Here is a 24,871-nt window from a genome sequence, read left to right on the forward strand (position 1 = left end):
CAGGATCATCCGTCACGGAGCAAGTCGGATACTCATGGGTACCCTTGCCGGTCAGGGAGTGCTCCTCGCAGTCTCGCCAGTGCTCACCCGGCTGTACTCGCCAGAGGATTTTGCGGCGCTGACTGTGTTCACCGCTATCGCCACGGTGATGGGGAGCATCGCGACCCTCAGCTGGGAACGCGCGGTTGTTGTTCCACGCGCCGATCAGCAAGCACGGTCCGTCCTTCTGCTCGGGGCAGCCACTGTCATCGTGATCGGTCTCGCGCTCGCGGTCATCGCGGCCTTTGCCGGCCCAAGCTTGGATAGCGTGTTTGGAACTGCGGTCTTCGCGCGCCTGTGGTGGCTACTTCCGGCGACTGTCGTCGTGATGGGTATGTTCTCGTTGCTTTCCTCATGGCTTGTGCGCGCTCGACGATTCGATCTCCTCGCCGGGCGTAACGTCGCACTGGGACTGTCCCAGGCGATCTCCAGCGTGGTGCTTGGCCTTATCGGAGCGGGGCCGATCGGGCTGCTCTCGGGAATGGGCGTCGGGCGAGCGGCCGCGGTAGTCGGGATTGCGCCGTGGAAGGCGCTCAGCGGAGCCTGGAGGCAATCAGCGACTCGGGTTGCGGTCGTAGCGAGGCGCTACCGGCGCTTTCCGCTGGTGGCGACTTGGTCGCGGATGCTCAATGTCCTCGGGCTGCAACTGCCGCCTGTACTCATCGTCGCCTTCTTCGGCACGGTAGAGGCGGGGTTGTACGCGCTGACCGTGCGAGTCCTGGCGACACCGATCGGCATGGTCACCGACGCCGTGAGCCAGTATTTCGAGGGCACGTTCTCAGCGCTGGTACGGGCGCGATCGAACCAGCTGACCGGATTTATCATGCGGATCTCCATGCGTCTGTTCCTGCTCGGGCTGCTGCCCGGAGTCATCATCGCAGTCTTCGCACCGCCCTTGTTCGGATGGGTGTTCGGCGAGGAATGGTCGAAAGCGGGGATGTTCGCGCAGATCGTCGTCGCGTTCTACGTTCTTCAGCTCGCAGTGTCACCGATCTCCCGCGCCCTGCTTGTACTGGAACGCCAGTCAATGCAACTCACCTGGGATATCTCTCGGACGGTCCTCACGGTCGTCAGTGTCGTCATGCCGGCGCTGCTTGGCGCTTCCCTAGCTGTCGCCCTTGTACTACTGACAACTACGCAGGTGATCCTCTATCTCGTGCTGCTGCTCCTCTGCGTCAGCGTCGCGCGGCGTGCGGAACGGGCCTGACCCGCGGCAGGTCGCTTCACCCGGCCAAGCTCGTCGATTGGTGTATCTCGTGGCACCAGCGCCAGGAGGACAACTCCGGCAACAAGACCGTGTGTGAACATGGCTGTGAGGATCGAGGTGTTCGATAGGACGATCGAGGGGATGACCACGATCATGGCGCTGACTACGATCGGCAACCCCGTTGCAGCGCGGTCGAGGATACGCAGGTACACGAGGAGAATGAACCCCGCGCCTATGATCCCGAGCCAGCCGAAGTTCGAGTACCCGTCCGCGAAGAGGTTCGCATTCGCCGCGAGCTCCGGGCTGCCCGCCATCCAGAGTCCGACTCGGAAGGGGGGTGGCAACGCGTACGGATAGTCAACGAACCCTCGCAGGATGGAGTGTCCGAGGTGGGCCTGCGGGTTGTCGGTGAAGTATCTGACAAAGGCCGAGGTGAGCACACCGGGCGCAAAGATGAAGCGACGCGAGAACAGCGATGTCATCAGATTCGAATCACTGATCGCATCGATGGCTGCGGCCAGAAGCATCAGTCCACCGGCTCCAGCGAGAAGGGCGATGCCGGGGGTCTGGGTGCCACGTCGCCGCAGAACGAGGACGATGATCAGCCACGCAAGGATCGCGAAGAGGACATGCTTAAAGCCTGTCGTCGAGTAGAGGATCAGCTGCCCCGCGATCGCGGTCGCAACGAGAAGCCAGCTCCGCTTGACGACTCCACGGGCGGCGATCAGCGGGTTCACGATGTTCGCCTGCGGTGACACCAGATAGCCGAGAAGGCCGATGGATGAGGCTTCATCGGCGTATTCGGCGCGCACGTTGTACACGTCGAGGATGCTGAGGAACTTGAAGCTCAGGCCCGTGGACACCATCAGCAGGATGTAGGTAGTGCACGAGAACAGCGCAATGACGATCCACAGAGTCGTCGGAGACACGCTCAATCGCAGCGGCTTCCGCTCGCCTCTCTGCGCGAAGGCAACGACCATGAAGGTGCCTCCGATAACTGCACCAGTGAGCGTCGCATACGAGGCGCTGAGGTACGACGTGTACGGAGCCATCAGGATCGCAGGTGCCACAGTGACTACGTAGAGGATCCAGAGCATGATCGACGATGGTCGGTGCAACGTCCGTGGCAGTGTCAACACGACAATGGACGCCATGGCCCATGCGATGATCATGGCCCCTGAATCGGGGGTGGCATAGCGATTGCCGAGATAGGAGAAGGACGGTGCAACGAGGCCCGCGTAGACATCATGGATGATCAGCGAATACAAGGCGACGGCCACGGGGAATCCGACCAGGGTCAGTACCGCGCGCAGGCGCTGGGCGTTCACCGCGCGCAGGCGCTGGGCGTTCGCCGTTCGCTCCTCCATCCTGGATATGCTACCGCGCGCGAACAGGTCCGCCTGTGCGCGAAGCGGGCCGCCCGCACCGGGCAATGGTATTTGGGCGCGCAGAGGAGACCGCACCGAGGGGCGTCGTCGGCTTCTGTCACCGGCGATGGCATGCATCCGCCGTTAGGGTGAAAGGTGTGGCTGACCACCGACGCGAACTGAACCCTAGTAGGCGTTCGGCGCCGTCAGAAGAGGCTTGGGCTGCTTCGGCTGTCGCCGCCGACCACTCCGAGTTTGGAACCGGTAGTGGCCCATGCAGGATGACGTCGAACTCACGATCCTTGCGAAGCCATGGTCCCGGGATGAGCGCACAGTGCGATGCCCTCGAGGTGTGGGAGGCCCAACAAGGGAAGGCAGCGCCCAGAATCGGCCTGGCTTGGCGCAGCAAGAGACCCGTTCAATCAAGCCCCCTCATCGATTCCGCAGGTGCGTGATGGCGCCCAAGAGAGCAGAGAACTCGGCGATCAACAGCCAATCGGCGCCACTCTCGCGGCGAGCCGTGATCGGAGTGGCGGGATTGTCAGGGCTGTCCGCCCTTGCCATGGATCGCTTCACGATGCCTCAAAACGAGTCAGCCGGTCCTGAGATCGAGGGGATCGTTCGCGATTCGGAGTATGACTCGCTGGAGGCGGCGCTTGCAGCGACACCGCCGAGAGGCCTGCTTGAGATCGCCACACCTCACACCAGAGACGTGGAGTTCGTCGTAGATAAGCCTGTCACACTGCGCTTTCGAGAAGCGGGGGAGATCAGCGTTACTTCCGCGGATATTGCGGCCGTCGTGATCGCATCAGACTACATCCGAATAGAAGACCCGATGCTGAGTGGAACCGGTGGAGACTCGTCGGGCAAGGGAAACGGCATACGAGGAGCCGCCCGAGCGAACAAGCCTATTGTCGGTCTTCAGATTCTCCGGCCACACATCCGGGAGTTTTCAATGTGTGGCATCCATCTGGAGCATGTCTATGGCTTCGTCATCGCTGACGTGGATATCAGCCGTTGCGCATACGCCGGAGTTCTGTTGTTGTCGGCAATCAACGGGGTCGTCCAGCGAGGGGTAATTCGGGACATTCTGCAACCATCGGGATTTGTGAACTCATACGGTATTGCTATCAGTCGGCAGACGTCAGGAAGCATCGTAACCGTGTCACCCCGCTCGAGGGACATCACCGTTGAAGGAGTCACTGTCGATGGTGTGCCGAACTGGGAAGGGCTGGATACGCACGCGGGAGAGAACATCACATTCCGCGGCAACGCTGTGTATCGGGCGTTGAGAGGTATCGCAGTGCTCGGCTCCAGGGGAGAGCCAGGCGGCCCATCCGGTACGGTTTACGCTCCGCTGAATTGCATCGTGGTCGATAATGCCGTGAGTTTCGGGAGGACGGACGGCACGGCAGAAAGGGGGATCGTGTTCGCAGGAGCGGTTGACAGCGTTGGTGCCGCACGCGAACTTGCGACAGGGCGCGTATCGGGCAACATAATCAGCGATTATGGGACGGAGAGCTCGTCGAATGGCGCGGCCCTTCAGCTTTATTGCACGGCTGGTGTGTCCGTTAGCGATAACACAATAATCAGGCCGGGGTACTCGGGGATAGATTTCAATCACGACAATTACGGAGCGAAGGCGACGGGAAACACGGTTGTAGACGTTTGGTCAGATGGCCAGCCGACGTGCATGGCAGTACAGCTTCATTCGCTCAACAACAGGGTGACTATATCTAACACCACGATCGTGCGCGTGTCGAAGAAGGCGACGCACGTTAATGACCGTGGTCTGAACCTGCCACCTTCATCGAAGAATGTCGTCCTTGATGGTGGCGGAAACGACTGGGCGAGCGCGACTATTCCGACGGTTGATGAGGGCGCTGCAATTCAACATCGAAGTGATGCACAGAGACTTGGCTTCTACGGCGCAGAGCCGGTGCGTCAAGCAACGACCATCCCCTCGCCCGCGGCGAACGCGGCCGGGCTGAAACGCTCGATTGATGCAATTCTCTCGCTTCTGCGGGATCTCGGCCTAATGCGTTAGATCGGGCGGCTGGTCGTGAGGCGGGAGCGACGCGTGGTCTCGGCGGACGTATGACCCATACGGTGGCGGAACCGAAGGCGCCTTACACTGGTGTCCTGTGAAGATCGTCAGCGTGGTGGGCGCACGACCGCAGTTCGTGAAGCTTGCCCCTATTCATGCTGCGGTGAAGGCCGGTGGCGCGGAGCACGTGATCGTGCATACGGGGCAGCACTATGATCCGATGCTTTCGGATGTGTTCTTCGAGGATCTGAGCATCGCTCCTCCGGACGTGCATCTGGGAGTGGGAAGTGGCTCGCACGGCGTTCAGACGGGGGCGATGCTCGCGGCATTGGACGCCGTGTTCGATGAGCACCGGCCGGATTGGGTGTTGGCGTACGGAGACACGAACTCGACGGTGGCGGCGGCGCTGAGCGCGGTGAAGATGCACATTCCGGTCGCGCATCTGGAGGCGGGGCTTCGGAGCTTCAACCGCCGGATGCCTGAGGAGCACAACCGCGTGATGACCGATCACGCGGCGGATCTGTTGCTGGCACCCACCCAGGTCGCGGTTGCGCACCTCGCGACCGAGGGGTTGGAGTCGCGCACCGTGCTCGTGGGCGACGTGATGACGGATGTGCTGTTCGACGTGCGCGATGAGGTCGCAGGCCGTCCATCCGCTCTTGCGGAGGAGCTGGCACTGGAGCCTGGCGGCTACTATGTCGCGACCATCCACCGAGCCGAGAACACCGATGACCCTGCGCGTCTCTCCGAGGTCGTGGCCGGGCTCGCGGGGCTGGACAAGCCGGTGGTCCTGCTGGCGCACCCGCGGGTGGTGGCGAAGGCGGCCGCGCATGACATCGAGCTGGCCCGGGGATCACTGATTGCCCACGCTCCGTTGGCATATCCGGATCTGATCGCGGCGGCGCAGTCGAGCGCTGGCGTGGTGACGGACTCGGGCGGGCTGCAGAAGGAGGCGTTCCTGTTACGGGTGCCGTGCACGACGGTGCGCACCGAGACGGAGTGGGTGGAGACGATCGGCCTCGGGTGGAACGTGCTTGCCAACACGACCGAGGAGATCGCAGCCGCCGTGACCCGACCCCGCCCGGCGGAGACCAGCGAGGAGCCATACGGTGACGGCCACGCCGCCGAGCGCGTCGTGACCGAACTGATCCGAGCCGCTGCTCCGGTCTAAATAGACTGGACCTCATGCGTATCGCCGTTGTGGCCCTCGGAAAGATCGGGCTCCCCCTCGCCGTCCAGTTCGCTTCCTCCGGTCATGAGGTGGTCGGTGTGGACGTCAATCAGAGGGCAGTCGACACCATCAACAGGGGGAGTGAGCCGTTTCCCGGGGAGGCGCACCTGGAGGAGAAGCTGTCCGAGCTGATCCCTTCAGGCCGGCTCCGTGCGACGACGGATTATGCCGAGGCGATTCCGCAGGCGGATGCCGTGGTGCTGGTTGCTCCAGTGTTCGTGGACGACGAAACCTGGGAGCCGGACTTCCAATACATGGACGCGGCAACTCGATCGCTGGCCGAGCATCTGACGCCCGGCACACTCGTTTCGTACGAGACGACGCTGCCAGTCGGGACCACGCGAACCCGCTGGAAGCCCATGCTCGAGGCGGGATCGGGTCTGACAGAGGGCGTCGATTTCCACCTGGTCTACTCCCCGGAGCGGGTGCTGACCGGCCGGGTGTTCGAAGACCTTCGCAAGTATCCGAAGCTGATCGGTGCGCTGTCGTCGGAAGGCACCCGTCGGGCACGCGAATTCTACGAAGCGGTACTGCAGTTCGACGAACGCCCTGACCTGACCCGTCCGAACGGTGTCTGGGATCTGGGCACGACGGAGGCATCGGAGATGGCGAAGCTCGCCGAGACGACCTACCGCGATGTCAACATCGGGCTCGCCAACCAGTTCGGGCTGTTCGCCGCATCCCACGGGATCGACGTCTACAAGGTGATCGAAGCCTGCAACTCCCAGCCTTACAGCCATATTCACCGGCCGGGCATCGCCGTGGGAGGGCACTGCATCCCGGTCTACCCTCGTCTGTATCTGTCGACCGATCCGGACGCTGATATCGTCCGCACGGCTCGACTCCTCAATGCGTCGATGCCTGAGCGTCTCGTCGCGCAGGCGGAGAGCATCCTCGGCTCGCTCGACGGACTGCGCTCTGTCGTGCTCGGGGCGGCGTATCGCGGTGGCGTCAAGGAGACGGCCTTCTCGGGAGTCTTCCCTGCCGTTGACGCGCTGCGCTCGCGGGGCGCTGTCGTCACCGTGCACGATCCGATGTACACCGATGCCGAGTTGCGCGCGATGGGGTTCGAACCTCACGTACTCGGGGACCCGGTGGAATTGGCGATCCTACAGACGGACCACTCCGAGTATCGCGAACTGGGACCGGAGCAGCTTCCCGGAATCCGCCTGCTCGTCGACGGCCGCAACGCCACCGATGCAGATCGTTGGCGAGGAACCCCGCGAATGGTCGTCGGCAGTGCGTGTTGAGTGTGGTGCGGCCGATGACTGACGCCGCCCCCCGGATCCAAGAATCAGCAGACGTGTCCGCAGACGCCACGATCGGCGACGGCAGCTCGATCTGGCATCTCGCGCAGGTGCGCGAACACGCTGTCCTCGGGCGCAACTGTATCGTGGGCCGAGGCGCCTACATCGGCACCGGCGTCGTGATGGGTGACAACTGCAAGGTGCAGAACTATGCACTGGTCTACGAGCCCGCCATGCTGGCCGAGGGGGTCTTCGTCGGTCCGGCCGTCGTCTTGACCAACGACGTGCATCCGCGTGCCATCAACGCTGATGGCACTCTCAAGAATGCGCACGACTGGGAATCCGTCGGCGTCACGGTCGAACGGGGGGCGTCGATCGGCGCGGGCGCGACGTGCGTCGCGCCCGTGCGTATCGGCGCCTGGGCGATGGTGGCCGCGGGCGCCGTCGTGGTCAAGGACGTGTCCCCGTTCGCTCTTGTCGCCGGTGTTCCCGCGCGTCGGATCGGCTGGGTGGGGACCGCAGGTCACCGCCTGGTCGAAGCCGACGACGGCAGCTGGGAGTGCCCGGTGACCGGAGCACGATATACGGAGATCGACGGCGAACTTATGGAGGAAGACGCGTGACCGAGTTCATCTCACCAGCAAAGCCCATCATCGGCGCCGAGGAGCGTGAGGCGGTCGACCGAGTGCTGCGCAGCGGGATGGTGGCTCAGGGGCCCGAGGTCGCCGCGTTCGAAACGGAATTCGCGGCACACTTCGTACAGGGGCGGCCTACTGTCGCGGTGAACTCGGGCACGGCAGGCCTGCATCTCGGCCTGCTGGCGGCAGGCGTCGGACCCGGGGACGAGGTCATCGTCCCGTCCTTCACTTTCGCCGCCACGGGCAACTCCGTGGCCCTCACGGGTGGGACTCCGGTGTTCGTCGACATCGAGCCCGACACGTTCACCCTTGACCCCGAAGCCGTCGAAGCCGCGGTCACCAGCCGGACGAAGGGCATCATGCCCGTGCACCTTTACGGGCACCCGGCGCGCATGCGCGAGTTGCAGTCAATCGCGGACGCTCATGGGATCGCGTTGTACGAGGATGCGGCGCAAGCACACGGTGCCTCCCTCGATGGTCGCCCTGTCGGTACGTTCGGCACGTTCGCGATGTTCTCGCTCTATCCGACGAAGAACATGACGAGCGGCGAAGGAGGCATGATCTCGGCCGCCGACGAAGTGATCGCGCGCACCGCGCGGTTGCTGAGGAACCAGGGAATGGAGCGGCAGTACGAAAACGAAGTGATCGGCTTCAACGCGCGCATGACCGACATTCACGCCGCGATAGGCCGCGTTCAGTTGACCAAAGTGGATGCGTGGACCGTCGCACGGCAGAATAACGCCGCCTTTCTCGACGAACACCTGCGCGGTGTCGTCGTCCCCCCGGTTGCAGCAGGAGCAGTGCACGTCTATCACCAGTACACGGTCCGAGTGCCGGATGACCGGGACGGGTTCGTGCGGGCCCTGCGTGACGAGTACCAGATCGGCAGCGGAGTGTACTATCCGATCCCGAACCACCGGCTGCCGTCGTTGGCGCCCTACGCGCCCGGAGTGGACTTGCCGCAGACAGAGAGCGCTGCTCGGGAGGTGATCTCGCTCCCCGTGCACCCGTCGCTGAGCCAGAGCGACTTGGAGCGGATCGTCCAGGCCGTCAATGCCGTTGCAAAGGCAGGCGCGTGATGACGTTGCGCGCTGGCCTTCTCGGAGTAGGAATGATGGGGCGCCACCACGCGCGAGTGATTCGCGAGGTGGACGGCGTCGACCTCGTCGCGATCGCGGATCCTGGAGGCGACCCGCACAATGTTCGCGGCGCTCTTCCCATCCTGCCGGATGTCGATGCGCTCATCGACGTGGGCATCGACGTCGCCGTCGTGGCCGTACCCACACAGTTCCATGAGGCCGCGGCTCTGAAGCTCGCTGCCGCCGGTGTGCACACCCTCGTCGAAAAGCCCATCGCCCACAGCCTGGACGCGGGACAGCGGATGGTGGAAGCCTTCGCCGACGCCGGACTGGTCGGTGCCGTGGGCCACATCGAGCGGTTCAACCCCGCTCTGCAAGAACTGCGTCGACGGCTCGCGGCCGGTGAACTGGGCACCGTTTACCAGATTCAGACGCGGCGGCAGGGACCGTTCCCTTCGCGGATCGCCGATGTCGGTGTCGCGAAGGATCTGGCCTCTCACGATGTCGACCTGACATCCTGGGTCGCTCAGAGTGATTACGAGTATGTCTTCGGGCAGACTGCGTTCAAGAGTGGCCGCCAGCATGAGGACATGATCGCCATCACCGGACGTCTCGAGTCCGGTGTCATCGTCAACCACCTCGTCAATTGGCTCAGCCCGATGAAGGAACGCGTGACAGTGGTCACGGGTGAGCGTGGAGCATTCGTCGCCGACACGTCCACGGGGGATCTCACGTTCTATGCCAACGGCACGGTTCCCCTGGAATGGGAGTCGGTCACGGCCTTCCGCGGCGTCTCAGAAGGTGATGTCACTCGGTACGCTTTCCCCAAGCGTGAGCCGCTTCGCGTAGAGCACGAAGCGTTCCGCGATGCGGTGCTGGGCAAGCCCAGCGACGTCGTCACCATGGAGCAGGGACAGCGGACGCTGGCCGTCATCGAGAGTGCACTTCAATCCAGCCGCGCTGCATCCGTGGCAGATGTTCGGTCGTAGCGTCGCCTCCACGGGCGACGCTACACCCCATGCCGGGCATCGGACGCCGGGCAGTGCGCCGGCGCGCTCGCGGCCGATTCGCGCAGACATCCAAGGTCTCCGTGCGATCGCAGTGATTATCGTCGTCCTCTACCATGTCGGAATCCCCGGCGTGAGGGGCGGCTACGTCGGCGTGGACATCTTCTTCGTCATCTCGGGCTTCCTCATTTCGAGTCATCTGCTCGAATCGGTCTTCCAACGTGGGCGCATTGATTTCGGTGACTTCTACGCTCGGAGGGCTCGACGCATCCTTCCTGCTTCCCTGACAGTCGTGGTGGCAACCACCGTCGCGTCGGTGTTGGTCTATCCAACGATCGCATTCCCGCGGGTGGTGGGGGACGCGATTGCATCCGTGCTCATGGTGCCCAATGTCGTGTTCGCCGCGCGGGAAACGGATTACTTGGCAGATCATTCCCCATCGGTCTTCCAACACTATTGGTCGCTTGGCATCGAGGAGCAGTTCTACCTACTGTGGCCACTAGTCCTGCTGGTGCTTGCCATGATCGCTCGCCGTCGAGCGGTCGCACTGATCGGCATGATTCTCCTGCTCGTGGGGGCGAGCTTCTTTCTGGGCGTGGCCACGACCTACCTCAACGAGCCCTTGGCATTCTTCCTACTGCCGAGCCGCGCGTGGGAACTGCTCGTGGGAGCTGTCGTGGGTGCACTTGTTGTACTTCGACCGCACCGCACTCCGGCATCGATCGCCGCAGTGGGTGGGTGGTTGGGGCTTGGAGCCGTGTGCGCCAGTGCGCTGCTCTTGGATGCGACGACGCCGTTCCCGGGTGCAGCTGCCGCAATGCCGGTTCTCGCGACCGCCGCAGTGCTGTATTTCGGTCAGACTGACACTCGCTGGGGCCCATCGGCATGGCTCAGTATCCGGCCCCTTCAGTTTTTCGGGTCGATTTCGTTCTCTCTATATCTGGTGCATTGGCCGCTGCTGGTGCTCTCGCAGGCCTGGGCGGGGGAGCAGCACCCGCTCAACATCCGGACGAAGTTCCTCATCGGTTTTGTGGCAGCGACGCTTCTCGCCTGGTTGATCTTCCGATTGATCGAGGATCCTGTGCGACGTTCGCGACACCTCAATGGCCGACGCCCTCGATGGTCGTTGATGGCCGCGCTCGCTGCAGCCATCACGCTGGTCCTGTGCCTCAGCATGACGTCGGTATGGGCAGCATCGAGGGAGGGAACGCTGGGACCGCCGGTCGCAGACCCGCCCTCGACTCCGATCGTGCTGCCGTCCACGAGCGCGGTTGCGCCGTCGAACCTCAACCCTGCGCTCGAAGACGCGGCGGCCTCCGTCTCGGACGTGTACCGCGATGGTTGTCATCTCCCGCCGGTAGCAACCACGCCACACCCATGCTTCTATGGGAACCCCGACGGCCCAGTGAGGATCGTACTGTTCGGCGATTCCCATTCGGCCCAATGGCAACCTGCTCTGGCGGCTTTTGCGTCGGACGATGAGCAGGTCCGGCTCGAGACCCAGACCAAGTCGAGTTGTCCCTCGGTCGATGTCACGGTCGTGGTGAACAACGTACCGGACGAACGATGCGACACTTGGCGCAGCGCCGTCCTCGAGCGTCTGGTCAAACACCCGCCCGATCTGGTCGTTATATCAAATGCATCGTCTTACGAGCTTGACGGCGTTAGTCCGGCGGACAAAGTCGTTGCCTGGCGCAAGGGGCTTGAAACCACGGTGGGTCGGCTTGTGGCTGCAGGCAGTCAGGTGCTCGTCATAGCGGACACCCCGCGTTTCCAGGTATCGCCGCCGATGTGCGTCTCTGCTCATCCACGCGAACTGCATGAGTGTGTGGAACCACGGCAGCGGGCGGTTGATTCGCAACTGGCGGACGCGGAAAAGCAGGCAGCAGCGGGCGCGGGAGCGTCGTACATCTCTCTCGAGGACTTCATCTGCGGTGAGACCATGTGTCCGGTGGTGATTGGAAACCTGCTCGTCTACCGGGACGAGGGTCACCTCACGGTCCCGTTCGTGCGCTATCTCGGTCCAGTCTTGTCCTCTCGCCTACGCGAACTCCTGCATCAGTAGCGTGATTCCCGGATGCGCTTGTCATCCGCCGGTGATCGCCCCGCACGACTTCGCGATGGACACGGGCGTGTCCGTCGCAGTGGGCGTGTAGCCGACTGACAGGGGGCCCAGGGTGCCTTTGGGCAGAGTGGACGTGAACGAGAACGTGCGGGTCTGCCCGCGCTTCACGAACACGCGGATCGCCTTGGCGGCATGCCCGTTCTCGACGCCGGAACGAGCGCCGAGCTCGCTGTCGCCATGGGCGGGATTGAGACCGGTGATCTTCCCGCCCGCCGCCGCAAAGTACATGACATCGAGGATGAAGGTGTCGCGGGGAACGCCGTAGCGACCGTTTCGCACCCCGAGTTGGTAACTCGCAACCCCCGTCGCGGGCACGTTGTTCGTGACGGTGATCGAGGTGGTGACTGTGCGGCCCGCAGGATTGCAGGTCACGTTCACTTTGCTCTTCATGAAGTACTCGAGCTTGCTGGCCGCGTAATCGTTGAGGTAGATCCCGACCTGGGTGGTCTTCTTGTTCGTCGTGGGCAGTGCGCCGTCCAGGCCCAGGTCGGCGACCATGGCCTGCTCGGCCTTGCGCGGGAACCACAGATGCAGACGCCGCTCGTCGACCGACTTCTTCAGCTGGTCGAGCATCGCGACGGGATCCCATTTACCCGAGGCCACCTTCGCGAACACTCGTGCTGCGACGTCGGCGAAGAACAGCGTCTGCTGAGCGTTGCTGTACTTCAGGTAAACGTCGTGGAGGACAGCCTTCACCACGTTGGAGCTGCTGAGCTTCTCACCGGTGGCCGTCGTCACCGGACCGGTCACCTTGAGCACATGCGAGAGGACGATGGGATCGACCGTGAAGACGCCATCGAGTTTTCCCCCACGATTCGTGTGCCAGAGCTCGGCGTACGCCTTGGCCGCGGTCGGGAAGTTCGGCGTGCGGGTGAAGTTGCCGAACGCTGTGAACGTATCCGGCGGATAGAGCTTCATGGTCTTTTCGGGGAGGTCGACGAGGACCTTGCCGATGGGGAAGCCGCCGCTCGCCGTCTGGCCGACGAGCCTCACATGACCGTTGTCGACCTCGACGATCGCCGTCGACGCCGGGAGGCCGCCCCCGCTGCGCGACTCGGCGTTGTTCTGGAACATGATCATGTACGTGCGCTTGCCGTTGCCGCCGAGCACATTCAGGATCGTCGGCAGGTAATGCTGGATGTCCTTGAGCGCGGGCGCGGCGTCATCCATGATCGTGAACAACGATCCGATCGCGTCATCGACCGCCGGCAGGAGCTTCGACCGGTCGATCCCGTGCAGATGCTGCTGCGCCCTGTCGAAGGCGGCTGTGATCGCCGGCAGTGTCTCGCCGGCCTTGCGGATGGGTGCGAGATCGACGCCACCGCCCTTCAGGGCGATCTTCTTCAGGTCGAGCGTGCTCATCAGCTTCACGCCCGGCGGCAGCGCGCCGACCGCGAGGATATTCGTGGCCTCGGCAGCCTTGCGCACGGCGACCACGTTCCGGTCGACGACGGGGACCTTCGCGGCGAGGTCCCACAGCGGCCCCTGCACCGTTTGGTCCGCGCGCTTCGTCAGGTTCAAGACCTTCTGCGCCGAGGCATCGACCTTCGCCGTGTCGCCCTTCTTCACCGCAGCGGGGATGGCCTGCAGCACGGACTTCGCTGACAGAAGGTCGTCCTTCACCGACAGCGCTTGCGACGCGAACACGGCGACGACGCCGCCGACCACGCCGAGCAGCACGACGACGACCGACAGGGCCGTGATCCACGGCCAGCGCCGACGACGGCGACGGCTGTGCCGGCGCCTGTGATGCGACGAGCGGCCGCTGTGCGACCCGGACTCCTGTGTGCGGCGGTGCGGGCGCGACGGATAGGCCAGCGCGTCGGGCGGCCTGTTCTCGGGGACGGGTGCCCAATCGATCGGCTCGGAGAAATCGGGAAACTTCGACGATCGGTCGCCGGCCGGGATGTGCGCCTCGTCGGGGGGTTCGGGAGTTCCGTCGGTCACCGCATCAGCATACTGGCGGCCCCCTGAGAGAACCGGGGCTGCCGGCCGCCACTGAGCCCGGCTCGGCCCGCCGCGGACTGCCCGGCGAGCGGCTCGATGGGCGCCGCGCGCAGCCCGGCGGACCGCGTCGGCCGGAGAGAGGTGCAACGGGCATTCCATTCGTTGGAAAGACGCTCGAACCCGGCGACGGGCGCCAGCAAGATCAAAGAGCGCGGCCTTCCCGTCCCCGTCCCCAACAGCCCGACACAGAGGTCTGGCCGCACGTTGTTTTCCCGTCGAAGGAGCCAGGAATGACGAATCAGGATCGAATCTCAACCCGCTGGTGGAAGCGCATGGCCCGGCCCGGAGCGGCCCTGCTCGCCGCCGGAGCACTCGCCCTCAGCGGATGTGCGGCCAGTCCATCGTCCGGGAGCGAAGGCGGCAGCTCGGCGCCCAAGGATGTCACGATCACGACGTTCCTGCCGCTGGAGTCGCTCACCTTCACGCCCGAGATGTACGCGAAGGCGGCCGGGCTCTTCGAGAAGCACGGACTGAACGTCACGCTGCAGCCCGTGCAGGGAGCGCCCGCCGCGATGCAGGCGGTCGTCGGCGGTGCCGCCCTCATGACCCGCGTCGACTCCACGGACGTGATGCCGAACATGGAGAAGGGGCAGCCGCTCATGGCCACGGGCACCATGACGTATGCCTCGAGCCTGCGCATGGTCTCGAGCGACAAGAAGCCGCTGCAGACGGCGAAGGACCTCGCCGGCACGACGATCGGCATGGGCTCGATCGGCGGCACCAGCGAGAAGACGCTGAACCTCGCGCTGCAGTCGGCCGGGGTCCCCAAAGACAAGGTCACCCGCCAGGCCACGCCCGTGAGCGCAGCCACCATCGAGCTCGTGCGCCGCGGCACGCTCGACGGGTACATCGCCAGCCTCGACACCGCCATCGGCATCGGCGCGCAGAACAAGGACATGACGGTCTCGCCCGCAGGCCTGACCGACGCCCCTGCCAACCAGGTGTGGATCGCCACGAAGTCGACGCTCGACGACCCGGCGAAGGCCGACGAGGTCAAGGCGGTGCTCGCGGCGATCCAGGACTCGGTGAACGCCATTGTGGCCGACGCGCCGAACAACTTCGCGAACATCATCAAGACGCTCAAGTCGAACTGGTCGTTCCCCGCCCTCGACGACGCCGAGGTGGCCCAGACCGCGCTCAAGGAGTACTCGACCGGCATCTGGGTCGACCAGAACGGCGCGCTCAAGCCGCTCCAGAACGATGACGCCCTGTGGAAGAAGGCGTACGACGCCTATGCTCAGGCAGGTCTGGTCAAGGGCGGCCAGGACCCGAGCGCCTGGATGACCGACAAGTACCTTCCCGCCAACTGACGATGTGGTGCGGCGCTCGCTCTGTCGGCGACGATGACCGGGCGAGCGCCTGCCACGACTCCAGGAGGGGTCCACGATGAACGACCAAGCACTTGCACAGAAGAGAGAGGATGCCGCGGCCGTCGATGTCGATGTCCGCCTGCAGATCCGCGGAGTAGGTCGCGACTTCACGACGCGCTCCGGCGTCACGCACGCCGTGTCGGGTGTCGACCTGGAGATCAAGCGCGGGGAGTTCCTCACGCTGGTCGGTCGGTCCGGCTGCGGCAAGACCACTCTGCTGCGGATGATGGGCGGTCTGCTCGCACCGACGCAGGGATCCATCGTCGTCGACGGCCGGCAGCTGTGGCACGACGGTCGCGTGGACGGCTCGGCGCTGGCCAACCTCGGGTTCGTCTTTCAGGAGAGCAACCTGTTCCCCTGGTTCTCGGTGGTCGACAACATCGCCCTGCCCCTCAAGCTGCGCGGCGTGCGCAAGGCGGAGCGGCGGGCCCGTGCCGCGGAGCTGGCCTCGCTCGTCGGGCTGCAGGGCTTCGAACGCTCATACCCTCGGGAGCTGTCGGGCGGCATGCGCCAGCGCGCGGCCATCGCCCGTGCCCTCAGCACCGAGCCCGACGTCCTGCTCATGGACGAGCCGTTCGGCGCGCTGGACGCGCTGACGCGCGAGCGCATGAACCTCGAGCTGCAGCGCATCGTGATCGAGACGCACTCGACCGTGGTCTTCGTCACCCACGACATCCCCGAGGCGGTGTTCCTGGCCGACCGTGTCGTGCATATGACGCCGCGACCCGGACGGATCCGACAGATCATCCCGATCGACTTCGCCAAACCGCGCGACGTCGAACTGCAGACCGCCCCCGAATTCAACGACATCGTCCGGTCGCTGCGTCGCGACCTCGACCAGGAGGAATGAGATGCCTCGCTCGCGCACAATGAAGCTGCTGCCGTGGATCGTGACGCCTGGCCTCGTGATCCTGATCATCGCGTCGTGGCAGATCGGCGTGACCGCCTTCAAGGTCAACCCGCTCATCATGCCGTCCCCGCTGGAGGTCGGTGCGTCGCTGCTCGAGCTGCTCGGCGAGAGCGCCACGTGGGTGCAGGCCGGAGTGACGGTCGTCGAGGTGCTGATCGGCTTCGTGGTCGGCGTGCTGGTCGGCGTCGTGATGGGCGTCGTGCTCGGCAAGATCCCCTGGCTCGAAGTCAGCACCCGGCCGCTCATCGTCATCGCCCAGGTGGCGCCGAAGGTCGCCTTCGTGCCGCTGTTCGTGATCTGGTTCGGGTTCGGCATGACCTCGAAGATCGTGCTCGCCGCGATCCTCGCGTTCTTCCCCGTCATGCTCAACGTGCTGCTGGGCGTGCGCTCGGTCGAACGCGGTCAGCGCGAGGTGATGCACAGCCTCAGTGCCACCCGGGCGCAGACGTTCACGCAGCTCGAGATGCGCAGCCTGCTGCCGTACCTGTTCGCGGGCATGGAGGTGGCCATCACCCTGGCCACCACCGGAGCGATCGTCGGCGAATTCCTCGGCGGCAGCACGGGCCTGGGCGCCATGGTCGTCAGTGCGATGAACTCGCTCGAGGCCGCGCGCACGTTCGCCCTGATCCTGCTGCTGTCGGTGCTGGGACTGCTGCTGTATCTCATCGTGAGTGAGGCCAAGCGATTCATCATCCCGTGGCACGAGTCTGTGTATGCCCTCCGTGAGGAAGCGCTGGCGTAATCGTGCTGCAGACGGTCGCCGATAATGGACGGGTGAGCGATGAAGCTGAGTGCGACGAGCGGCACACGGATGCCGTCGACCAGCATGGACTGCCCAAGTCGGTCATCGATCGCGCCCTGCTGGTGCTGAGCACATTCCAGAATCGGCGCGAGCGCCAGACTCTCTCGGACATCAGCCGACGCACCGGCCTGCCGGTGGCCACCTGCTTTCGCATCGTCCAGCAGTTCACCAAGTGGGGTGCGCTGGAGAAGTCGGCCGACGGCCGGTACTCCATCGGCCTGCGGCTGTGGGAGGTCGCGAGCGTCGCGCCGTACCCCACGAGCCTGCAGCGCATCGCCCGCCCGTACATGCAGGACCTGTTCGAGACCACCGGGTTCGCCACGCACCTCGCCATCCGGCAGGGACTGGAGATCGTGACGGTCGAACGGTTCCAGCCGGGACTGCGCCCAGTGCGCAAACCCGTCGTCGGCGGGCGCTCCCCGCTGCACGCGACCGCCGTCGGTCAGGTGCTGCTCGCCTACGGGCCGACCGACGTGCGCGAACAGGTGCTCAGCGGTCCGCTCGAGCGCTTCACGAGCCGCACGCCCACCGAGCGCACCGAGCTCGAGGCGATCCTCGACCACGTGACGCGCGTGGGCTACGCGGTCAGCGACCGGCAGATCAGCGAGGTGTACTGCACCGTCGCCGCCCCCGTCGCAGGCCCCGGCGGCGACACCATCGCCGCGCTCTCGCTGGCGTACTCGGACCCGCGCGTCGACGAGATGGCACAGATCGGGCTCGTGCGGATGACCGCCGCCCGGCTGTCGAAGGCCCTGCGTGCCGTCGTGCACGAGGGCCACACCGTCTGAGCGCACCCGCCGCCCGGCCCGGTCCGAACCTGCGGAACATTGTGTTCCGTTCTCTGAAAACCCGGGTGAATCCGCTCCCGGGCGATGACAGCCTCGATTCCAGACAAGGTCGTCACGCCCTGTTCGAGGAGTGGAACACCATGACAGTAGAACTCTTGCTCGACCCCACCGGGATGGACGAGCGCGACACAGAGAGCACGCTCGCCCCCCGCCCCGCGTCGCTGCGCGGGCTCACCGTGGGACTGCTCGACAACACGAAGGCCAATGCGACCGCCGTCCTCGGCGAGCTCGGCGACGAGCTCGCACGGGCACACGGGATCGCCGGCACGCGCGTATACACGAAGGACTACTTCGGAACGCCTGCCGCCCAGGAGTTGATCGACCGGATCGCCGACGAGGTCGACGTCGTCATCACCGGTGTGGGCGACTGCGGCTCATGCAGCGCGGCCACCGTGGCCGACGGCATCCTTCTCGAACGCGCCGGCGTGCCCACCGCCGCCATCACCTCCGACTCCTTCTACCCGTCGGGCCGGGCCATGGCCCGGGTGCAGGGCTTTCCCGGCTACGAGTTCTGCGCCGTGCAGCATCCGCTGGCGAGCCTCGATTCAGCACAGATCCACGAACGGGCGATGACGGTGCTGCCGTCGGTGCTGCGCGTGCTCGGAGTGGAGGACTGAGATGGATGCCACGACCCTGACCCACGAGCCCGTGGTCGACGCCGACCAGCTGCAGGACGCGATGGAGTACTACGAGAGCAAGGGGTGGACCGACGGCCTGCCGGTCGTGCCGGTCACCGCCGGCTCGCTCGTGCCCTTTCTGGCGGCAACGGACCGCGACCCGGACGAGGTGCTGTTCCACATCCCGCACCTGAACCGGTCGATGACCGTGCGACTCGCGGCGATCAACGCCGCGCTCGCCGGCTGCCGGCCGGAGTACCTGCCCGTCGTCATCGCGGCGTGGGAGGCGATCGCGCAGGAGCCCCACCCGCGCCGCGGCATCTGGCAGAGCACCACCGGCACCGCCCCGTTCCTCGTGGTGAACGGACCCGTCCGCAACGAGATCGGCCTGAACTACGAGGGCAACATCTACGGGTCGGGCTTCCGGGCCAACGCGACGATCGGCCGTGCCATCCGCCTCGGCTGCATCAACGTGTTCGGTCTGCAGCCGCACCGGCTCGACCAGGCCACGCAGGGCACACCCGCGAAGTACTCCGCCTGCATCGGCGAGAACGAAGAGCAGAGCCCATGGGATCCATTCCACGTCGAGAACGGATACGCCGCGTCGGACAGCGTCGTGACGGCGTTCGTCATCCGGTCGGTGATGCACATCGAGGCCCGCCACTCGATGCGGCCGGAGCAGCTCGTCGAGGACTTCGCCGACAGCGTCCGGCGCACCGGCGCCCTGATCCACGAGTACACCAGCGCGCTGCTGGTGCTCGTGCCCGAGCACGCCGAGCTCTTCGCCGCCGCGGGGTGGAGCAAGGACGACGTGCGCCAGGCCGTCTACCAGCGCGTCGTGCGCTCGCGCGACGACCTGGTCGCCGCGGGCAAGGATGCGCTGTCGCACAAGACCCGCTGGCGGCTGCCGTCGGGGCATCCTGACTCGATGCCCGACACGGCGAGCGCCACCGACACCCCCGACACGGTGCGGCTGGTCAGCCACCCCACGTCCATCCAGGTGATGGTCGCAGGCGCGAACAACGCGGGCGTCTCGTCGGTGGTCGAGGTGTTCACGCTCAACCCGCCGCGCGCAACGCCGTACTCGATGTCGAAGGTGGGTGCCTGACATGGGTGCGAGCGAGACCGGCGCCGTCGACGCGGCCGCCGTCGATGCGGCCCTGCAGGGCTTTCGCGACATGATGCGCGCCGACGGATACCTGCTCGGCTGGGAGCCGTCGGGCCCGGCCGAGATCGTCGTCACGATCGAGGCGACCGACGGCGCGTGCGCGGAGTGCCTGGTGCCGGTGCCGGTGATGGAGGCGCTCATGTCCTCGGCGCTGGAGCCCACGGCGGTGAGCGTGGACCGCGTGATCCTGCCCGCGTCGCACTGATCCGCACGGAGAGGGGAAGGGACGATGCAGCTCACCGACGAAGAGAAGCGCATGCGCGACGGGGCCGAGGGCGACGCGGTCGCCGCGGCCATGGATCTGCTGATCCGCTACGGCGACGCGCTCGGGGCCGATCGGTTGTGCGAGACGCGCAATGTCGCCGGCACGATGACGCAACCGTCGCCGGCCAAGGCGAAGCTGTTCGCCGAGGGCGGCTGGGCGAAGTCCTACGCCGTGATCAATCTCGACTGCGACGACGACATCGAGATCCCGCGCATGAAGGTGCCGATGTGCCAGCTGCAGCACGGGTTCGGCGGCGAGATCTCAGGCCTCTCGTCATACCCCCAGCGCAACATCGAGCTGCAGGACGACGCGGAGTCCTTCTTCAGCGAGCGCGGGGTGAACGTCCTGGCCACCTGCACGCCGTACCAGGTGGGCAACCTGCCCGTGCGCGGCGAGCACTGCGCCTGGATGGAGTCCTCGGCCGTGGTCTATTGCAACTCTGTGCTCGGTGCCCGCACGAACTGCGAGGGCGCGGCATCCACCGGCGCCGCAGGCCTCACCGGCAAGATCCCCTACTGGGGCAACCACCTGCCCGAGAACCGGTACGCCACCCGGCACGTGCGGGCCGAGACGCCGGTCGAGTCCATGCAGGACTGGGGACTGTTCGGCTATTTCGTCGGCGAGCAGGTGCAGGAGGAGCGGCCGGCGGTCAGCGGCATGCTGGGGCAGCCGATCCTCGACGAGCTCAAGCACTTCGGCGCGGCCACCGCCACCTCGGGCGGCGTCGAGCTGTACCACATCCCCGGCATCACGCCCGAGGCGCCCACGCTCGAGGCCGCGTTCGGCGGCCGGCGCGTCCCCGAGGCGATCTCGTACGGCCCCGCCGAGCGACGTGCGGCGTATGACGCGCTGAACTCGCAGGGCTCCGGCGAAGACGTCGACTTCATCCTGCTCGGCTGCCCGCACGCATCGCTGACCCAGCTCGCCGACATCGCCCGGATGCTCGACGGCAAGCGTCTGAACACGGGCACGGAACTGTGGATCATGACCCCGCGCGCCCTGCGCTCGGTCGCCGACCGCAACGGCTACACCGCGGTGATCGAGGCCGCCGGCGGGCACCTGCTCACCGACTCGTGCCCGGCGATGTCGCGCACCGCGCCGGCCGGCACGCGCGTGTTCGCCACCGACTCGGCCAAACAGGCGCACTACCTGCCGGCGATCCTCGGCATCGAGGCGTGGTTCGGCACGCTCGACGAGTGCATCGCGGCGGCCCTGACGGGACGCTGGCGCGGAGAGCTGGCGGCGGCATGAGCGCGGCGGAGCGGGCGGGCGGCGTGGATGTCGTGGGCGGCGTGGATGTCGTGATGCACGGGCGCGGCATCGTTCCCGGCGTCGTCGAAGCCGAGGCGCTCGTGACCGGCGAGGGCATCTCGGGGTGGGGCGGCATCGACTCGTCCAACGGCACGATCGTCGAGCGCCGGCACGAGCTGGTCGGTCAGTGCTTCACCGGCAAGGTGCTCGTGTTTCCGAGCGCGAAGGGCTCGTCGGGGTGGTCGGGCCACTTTCAGGCCACCCGGTTGATGGACACAGCGCCTGCCGCGATGGTGATCAGCGTCATGACCACCAAGGCCGCGCTGGGCGCGATCGTGACCCGGGTGCCCACCGTGATCGCCGCCGACCCGGACCCGGTGACGACGATCCGCACGGGCGACATCGTCCGCGTCGACGGCGACACCGGCACCGTGACGATCATCGAACGCGCCGGCGGGTGCCGGCACACAGCCTGAACCGAAGCACAGTGCCGCGGCATCCCACCGCAGTGAGGAAGAACACATGGTCGACTTGCGCAGCAACTTCTCGCCGGCATCGGCGCTGGGCATCGCGCGGCGCGCAGAATGGCGCCCCCTGGGGATCTCGGCCGACGAGCTGGCCAAGCCCAAAGTGGCCATCGTGAACAGCTCGTCGGATCTCGCGGCGTGCTACGCGCACCTGGACGACATCGTGCCGGTGCTGAGGGCCGAACTGCGAGCGCTCGGGGTGCTGCCGTTCGAGATCCGCACGGCGGCGCCGTCCGACTTCATCACGAGCGCCGGGCGCGGGGGCAGTTACATCCTCTCGGCGCGCGACCTGATGGTCAACGACGTCGAGGTCGCCGTCGAGGGCGCTCAGCTCGACGCGATCATCGCGCTCAGCTCGTGCGACAAGACCACCCCGGCGCACCTGATGGCCGCCGGCCGGCTCAACGTGCCGACGGTGATCATCCCGTGCGGGTATCAGCACAGCGGGCTGGCCGAGGGCCGCGAGGCCGACGTCGAGGAGATCTTCTTGCACGCGGCGATGGCGGCCGTGACGAAGGAGCCCACCGATCACCTGCAGCAGATGGCCGACGACGCCATCCTCGGCCCCGGCGTGTGCGCGGGGCTCGCGACCGCGAACTCGATGCACATCGCCGCCGAGGCCATCGGCATGGCCGTCCCGGGGGCGGCACCGGTCCGCGCGAACAGCGCCCGCATGTGGGACAACGTCCGCAGATCGGCCGCCGCGCTGGTCGCGATGATCCACGACGACATCCGCCCCCGCGACATCATCACCGCGGGTGCGATCCGCAACGCCGTGCGCGCGATGCTCGCCGTGGGCGGCTCGACCACCACGATCAAGCACCTGCAGGCGGTCGCGGTCGAGGCCGGGGTCGACATCGACGTCTGGGAGGCCTACCGCACGCTCGGGCGCGAGACGCCCGTGCTGTGCTCGGTGCGCCCGAACGGAACGACGCTCACCGAGCAGTTCGAAGACGCCGGCGGCGCGGCGACGATCCTGCGCGAACTGCTGCCGCTGCTGGACGGCGAGGAGCTCACGGTGACCGGCAGGACGGTCCGAGAGAACGCGGATGCCGCGATCCCCGCGGACGGGGATGTCATCCGATCGCTCGACGATCCGTACAGCACCGACCCCGCGATCGTCGTGCTGCGCGGGACGCTGGCCCCGGGCGGCGGCGTGGCGAAGCGCCCCGTGCCGGACCCCGGACCGAAGCGGTTCACCGGCCCCGCGCGCGTGTTCGACAACCGGGAGCAGGCGATCGCCGGCATCTCGGACGGCACCCTGCGGCCGGGCGACGTGGCGGTGATCCGCGGCATCGGCGCCGTCGGCGGGCCCGCTCTCGGGTTCACCTCTGCGTTCATCTTCGCGCTGAACGCCCGCGGCCTGGCCGACAAGGTCGCCTTCGTGACCGACGGCCAGTTCAGCGGACTGGTCAACCAGGGCATCACGGTCGGCGAGGTCTCGCCCGAGGGGGTCGACGACGGGCCGCTCGGGCGGGTGCACGACGGCGACGTGATCGACATCGATCTGGCCACCGGCAGTCTCGACCTGCTCGTACCGGAGGACGAGCTGGCCGCTCGGACCCGTTACGTCCGCAGCGCCGAGCCCGACGCCGCCGGCGGATATCTCGACCAGTACCGCGAGCTCGTGCAGCCGCTGTCGTGCGGTGCCGTGCTCGGCTGTCGCGCCTGCGGAGCGTGCGATCGCCACGACGGCCGCGACATCCACGACACGCACGACGACCTGGCGGAACTCGCCGGAACGGAGACCTCGGCATGAGCACGGTTCATCTGCCGGCACGCGATGTGCCCGTCATCGGCGAGTACGAGGTGGTCGTGATCGGCGGCGGCCCGGCAGGCATCATGGCCGCGGCCGCGGCATCCCGATCCGGACGCTCGACCCTGCTGGTCGAGCGGTACGGCTTTCTCGGCGGGGCGGGCACGATGGGCGGGCTGTCGACCTTCTGCGGCCTGCACGCACGGGTGCACGGCGAGGACGTGCGGGTGGTGCGCGGGTACACGGACGAGCTGCTGGACCGGCTCGAGGCCATCGACGGGCTCAGCGCCCCGCACCTGTCGATCGACGACCGGATCATGGCACAGGCGTTCGACATCTCGGCGTACAAGATCGTCGCCGACGAGCTCGTGCTGTCGGGTGGGGCGGAGCTGCTCTTCCACGCCGTGGCCTCGGGCGTGGTGACCGGCGACGACGGCACGATCGACGGCGTCGTGATCGAGTCGAAATCCGGTCCCGGCGTCGTGCGCGGCCGCTTCTTCATCGATGCCTCGGGCGATGCGGACGTCGCGGTGTGGTCGGGCGCGCAGTACGAGAAGTCCGAGCACCTGCTCTACCCGTCGCTCATGTTCCGGATCAACGGCGTGGACGCCGAGGCCGCCGGTCCCGCGTGGCGCACGGTGCGGCGACTGATGGAGAAGGCCGAGGCGGCGGGTACGCACAGCTTCCCGCGCAAGAAGCCGATCGTGCGGCCGCAGCGGAATCCGCTGGAATGGCGCTCGAACCTCACGCAGCTGAGCAACGACGACGGATCGGCCGTCGACGGCACCGACGTGCGTCAGCTCACGCACGGCGAGATCCAGGGGCGCCGCCAGGTCGTCGACGCGTTCACCTTCATCAAGGAGCACACGCCCGGGTTCGAGGACGCGTACATCGTCGACCTCGCGCCGCAGATCGGCATCCGCGAGACGCGTCGGATCGTGGGGGAGTACCAGCTCACCGAGCAGGACGTGCTGGAGTGCCACGACATGCCCGACACGATCGGCGTCAACGGGTGGCCGGTCGAGGCGCACGTGCGCGGCGACGTCGAGTTCCGCTTCGCGGCGGCCGGCTCGCGCGGCTTCAACCAGCTGCCGTACCGCATGCTCGTCCCCCGCGGCGTGCCGAACCTGCTGGTCGCCGGGCGCTGCGCGTCGATGACGCAGCTCGGTCAGTCCTCCGGCCGGGTCACCGGCCCCTGCTTCGCGATGGGACAGGCCGCCGGCGTGGCGGCCGACCTCGCGCTGCAGGCCGGCGTCTCGGCCGCCGACGTGGATGTGCCCGCCCTGCAGGCGCGGCTGGAGGCCGACGGCGCGTACCTCGGGGTGCGCGAGGCTCCCGCGCCCGTGCCGGCCTGAGTCTCGCC

Annotated in this window: 21 protein-coding genes; 19 read left to right on the forward strand and 2 right to left on the reverse strand. The window is 66.4% G+C overall.

The window, feature by feature from the left end; translation table 11 throughout:
* Positions 1-34 precede the first annotated feature (34 nt).
* A complete protein-coding gene (locus tag AC3RX0_RS00485) occupies positions 35-1,246 on the forward strand; it encodes a lipopolysaccharide biosynthesis protein (RefSeq protein ID WP_491503983.1) in 1,212 nt (403 codons plus the stop codon).
* Here AC3RX0_RS00485 and AC3RX0_RS00490 read toward each other — a convergent pair.
* Positions 1,189-2,613, reverse strand: coding sequence for an O-antigen polymerase (locus tag AC3RX0_RS00490; protein WP_491503984.1), 1,425 nt, complete (start codon positions 2,611-2,613; stop codon positions 1,189-1,191). The two genes, AC3RX0_RS00485 and AC3RX0_RS00490, sit on opposite strands and share 58 nt — an antisense overlap.
* A gap of 454 nt (positions 2,614-3,067) precedes the next feature.
* Here AC3RX0_RS00490 and AC3RX0_RS00495 point away from each other — a divergent pair, with 454 nt between their 5' ends.
* From AC3RX0_RS00495 to AC3RX0_RS00525, 7 genes are all read left to right on the forward strand, one after another.
* On the forward strand, positions 3,068-4,660 hold the full coding sequence (locus tag AC3RX0_RS00495) for a right-handed parallel beta-helix repeat-containing protein (RefSeq protein WP_498165817.1): 1,593 nt from the start codon (positions 3,068-3,070) through the stop codon (positions 4,658-4,660).
* Positions 4,661-4,757: 97 nt separating this feature from the next.
* Positions 4,758-5,831: a non-hydrolyzing UDP-N-acetylglucosamine 2-epimerase gene (gene wecB / locus AC3RX0_RS00500; RefSeq protein WP_491503986.1), complete on the forward strand. Its 1,074-nt coding sequence runs from the start codon at positions 4,758-4,760 to the stop codon at positions 5,829-5,831.
* Positions 5,832-5,845: 14 nt separating this feature from the next.
* The gene (locus AC3RX0_RS00505; RefSeq protein WP_491503987.1) at positions 5,846-7,141 is read left to right on the forward strand and encodes a nucleotide sugar dehydrogenase; all 1,296 of its coding nucleotides are present in this window, start codon (positions 5,846-5,848) and stop codon (positions 7,139-7,141) included.
* A 14-nt stretch (positions 7,142-7,155) separates the two neighbouring features.
* The gene (locus AC3RX0_RS00510; protein ID WP_491505341.1) at positions 7,156-7,761 is read left to right on the forward strand and encodes an acyltransferase; all 606 of its coding nucleotides are present in this window, start codon (positions 7,156-7,158) and stop codon (positions 7,759-7,761) included.
* Positions 7,758-8,855, forward strand: coding sequence for a DegT/DnrJ/EryC1/StrS family aminotransferase (locus tag AC3RX0_RS00515; protein ID WP_491503988.1), 1,098 nt, complete (start codon positions 7,758-7,760; stop codon positions 8,853-8,855). The genes AC3RX0_RS00510 and AC3RX0_RS00515 overlap by 4 nt, the downstream gene beginning before the upstream one ends.
* Positions 8,852-9,844 carry a Gfo/Idh/MocA family oxidoreductase gene (locus tag AC3RX0_RS00520; protein WP_491503989.1) on the forward strand — a complete coding sequence of 331 codons (993 nt, stop codon included), beginning with the start codon at positions 8,852-8,854 and terminating at the stop codon, positions 9,842-9,844. The genes AC3RX0_RS00515 and AC3RX0_RS00520 overlap by 4 nt, the downstream gene beginning before the upstream one ends.
* Complete coding sequence (locus AC3RX0_RS00525; protein WP_491503990.1) at positions 9,795-11,927, forward strand: acyltransferase family protein; 2,133 nt, start codon at positions 9,795-9,797, stop codon at positions 11,925-11,927. Before AC3RX0_RS00520 ends, AC3RX0_RS00525 begins: the two co-directional genes overlap by 50 nt.
* Positions 11,928-11,948: 21 nt before the next feature.
* On the opposite strand, the gene AC3RX0_RS00530 is transcribed toward AC3RX0_RS00525, so the two are convergent.
* Positions 11,949-14,249 carry a DUF4012 domain-containing protein gene (locus tag AC3RX0_RS00530; protein ID WP_498165820.1) on the reverse strand — a complete coding sequence of 767 codons (2,301 nt, stop codon included), beginning with the start codon at positions 14,247-14,249 and terminating at the stop codon, positions 11,949-11,951.
* Here AC3RX0_RS00530 and AC3RX0_RS00535 point away from each other — a divergent pair.
* The 11 genes from AC3RX0_RS00535 to AC3RX0_RS00585 all read left to right on the forward strand — a co-directional run bounded on the left by AC3RX0_RS00535 (position 14,225) and on the right by AC3RX0_RS00585 (position 24,863).
* Positions 14,225-15,304 (forward strand): ABC transporter substrate-binding protein, encoded by a 1,080-nt coding sequence (locus AC3RX0_RS00535; protein ID WP_498165822.1) that lies wholly within the window; start codon positions 14,225-14,227, stop codon positions 15,302-15,304. The two genes, AC3RX0_RS00530 and AC3RX0_RS00535, sit on opposite strands and share 25 nt — an antisense overlap.
* Positions 15,305-15,380: 76 nt before the next feature.
* Positions 15,381-16,214, forward strand: a complete 834-nt coding sequence (locus AC3RX0_RS00540) for an ABC transporter ATP-binding protein (protein ID WP_491503993.1) — start codon at positions 15,381-15,383, stop codon at positions 16,212-16,214.
* Position 16,215: 1 nt separating this feature from the next.
* Complete coding sequence (locus AC3RX0_RS00545) at positions 16,216-17,016, forward strand: ABC transporter permease (RefSeq protein ID WP_491503994.1); 801 nt, start codon at positions 16,216-16,218, stop codon at positions 17,014-17,016.
* A 32-nt stretch (positions 17,017-17,048) separates the two neighbouring features.
* Positions 17,049-17,864: an IclR family transcriptional regulator gene (locus AC3RX0_RS00550; protein ID WP_491503995.1), complete on the forward strand. Its 816-nt coding sequence runs from the start codon at positions 17,049-17,051 to the stop codon at positions 17,862-17,864.
* A gap of 140 nt (positions 17,865-18,004) precedes the next feature.
* Positions 18,005-18,541, forward strand: coding sequence for a UGSC family (seleno)protein (locus AC3RX0_RS00555; protein ID WP_491503996.1), 537 nt, complete (start codon positions 18,005-18,007; stop codon positions 18,539-18,541).
* 1 nt (position 18,542) lies between these two features.
* Entirely contained in the window at positions 18,543-19,649 is a 1,107-nt protein-coding gene (locus AC3RX0_RS00560) for a hypothetical protein (RefSeq protein ID WP_491503997.1), read from the forward strand.
* A 1-nt stretch (position 19,650) separates the two neighbouring features.
* Entirely contained in the window at positions 19,651-19,914 is a 264-nt protein-coding gene (locus AC3RX0_RS00565) for a hypothetical protein (protein ID WP_491503998.1), read from the forward strand.
* A gap of 24 nt (positions 19,915-19,938) precedes the next feature.
* Entirely contained in the window at positions 19,939-21,225 is a 1,287-nt protein-coding gene (locus AC3RX0_RS00570; RefSeq protein ID WP_491503999.1) for an aconitase X, read from the forward strand.
* On the forward strand, positions 21,222-21,701 hold the full coding sequence (locus AC3RX0_RS00575) for an aconitase X swivel domain-containing protein (RefSeq protein WP_491504000.1): 480 nt from the start codon (positions 21,222-21,224) through the stop codon (positions 21,699-21,701). The genes AC3RX0_RS00570 and AC3RX0_RS00575 overlap by 4 nt, the downstream gene beginning before the upstream one ends.
* 46 nt (positions 21,702-21,747) lie before the next feature.
* Positions 21,748-23,511, forward strand: coding sequence for a dihydroxy-acid dehydratase domain-containing protein (locus AC3RX0_RS00580; RefSeq protein ID WP_491504001.1), 1,764 nt, complete (start codon positions 21,748-21,750; stop codon positions 23,509-23,511).
* On the forward strand, positions 23,508-24,863 hold the full coding sequence (locus tag AC3RX0_RS00585; RefSeq protein WP_491504002.1) for an FAD-dependent oxidoreductase: 1,356 nt from the start codon (positions 23,508-23,510) through the stop codon (positions 24,861-24,863). Before AC3RX0_RS00580 ends, AC3RX0_RS00585 begins: the two co-directional genes overlap by 4 nt.
* The last annotated feature ends 8 nt before the right edge of the window (positions 24,864-24,871 follow it).

This window comes from Microbacterium sp. W1-4-2, from assembly GCF_058349885.2.

Bases quoted from the DNA above. Each gene is read 5' to 3' on its own strand.
- AC3RX0_RS00555 (WP_491503996.1), top strand. From the start codon at position 18,005: ATGACAGTAGAACTCTTGCTCGACCCCACCGGGATGGACGAGCGCGAC.
- AC3RX0_RS00535 (WP_498165822.1), top strand. From the start codon at position 14,225: ATGACGAATCAGGATCGAATCTCAACCCGCTGGTGGAAGCGCATGGCC.
- AC3RX0_RS00560 (WP_491503997.1), top strand. From the start codon at position 18,543: ATGGATGCCACGACCCTGACCCACGAGCCCGTGGTCGACGCCGACCAG.
- AC3RX0_RS00570 (WP_491503999.1), top strand. From the start codon at position 19,939: ATGCAGCTCACCGACGAAGAGAAGCGCATGCGCGACGGGGCCGAGGGC.
- AC3RX0_RS00585 (WP_491504002.1), top strand. From the start codon at position 23,508: ATGAGCACGGTTCATCTGCCGGCACGCGATGTGCCCGTCATCGGCGAG.
- AC3RX0_RS00495 (WP_498165817.1), top strand. From the start codon at position 3,068: ATGGCGCCCAAGAGAGCAGAGAACTCGGCGATCAACAGCCAATCGGCG.
- AC3RX0_RS00485 (WP_491503983.1), top strand. From the start codon at position 35: ATGGGTACCCTTGCCGGTCAGGGAGTGCTCCTCGCAGTCTCGCCAGTG.
- AC3RX0_RS00545 (WP_491503994.1), top strand. From the start codon at position 16,216: ATGCCTCGCTCGCGCACAATGAAGCTGCTGCCGTGGATCGTGACGCCT.
- AC3RX0_RS00540 (WP_491503993.1), top strand. From the start codon at position 15,381: ATGAACGACCAAGCACTTGCACAGAAGAGAGAGGATGCCGCGGCCGTC.
- AC3RX0_RS00505 (WP_491503987.1), top strand. From the start codon at position 5,846: ATGCGTATCGCCGTTGTGGCCCTCGGAAAGATCGGGCTCCCCCTCGCC.
- AC3RX0_RS00565 (WP_491503998.1), top strand. From the start codon at position 19,651: ATGGGTGCGAGCGAGACCGGCGCCGTCGACGCGGCCGCCGTCGATGCG.
- AC3RX0_RS00490 (WP_491503984.1), bottom strand. From the start codon at position 2,613: ATGGAGGAGCGAACGGCGAACGCCCAGCGCCTGCGCGCGGTGAACGCC.
- AC3RX0_RS00575 (WP_491504000.1), top strand. From the start codon at position 21,222: ATGAGCGCGGCGGAGCGGGCGGGCGGCGTGGATGTCGTGGGCGGCGTG.
- AC3RX0_RS00510 (WP_491505341.1), top strand. From the start codon at position 7,156: ATGACTGACGCCGCCCCCCGGATCCAAGAATCAGCAGACGTGTCCGCA.
- AC3RX0_RS00580 (WP_491504001.1), top strand. From the start codon at position 21,748: ATGGTCGACTTGCGCAGCAACTTCTCGCCGGCATCGGCGCTGGGCATC.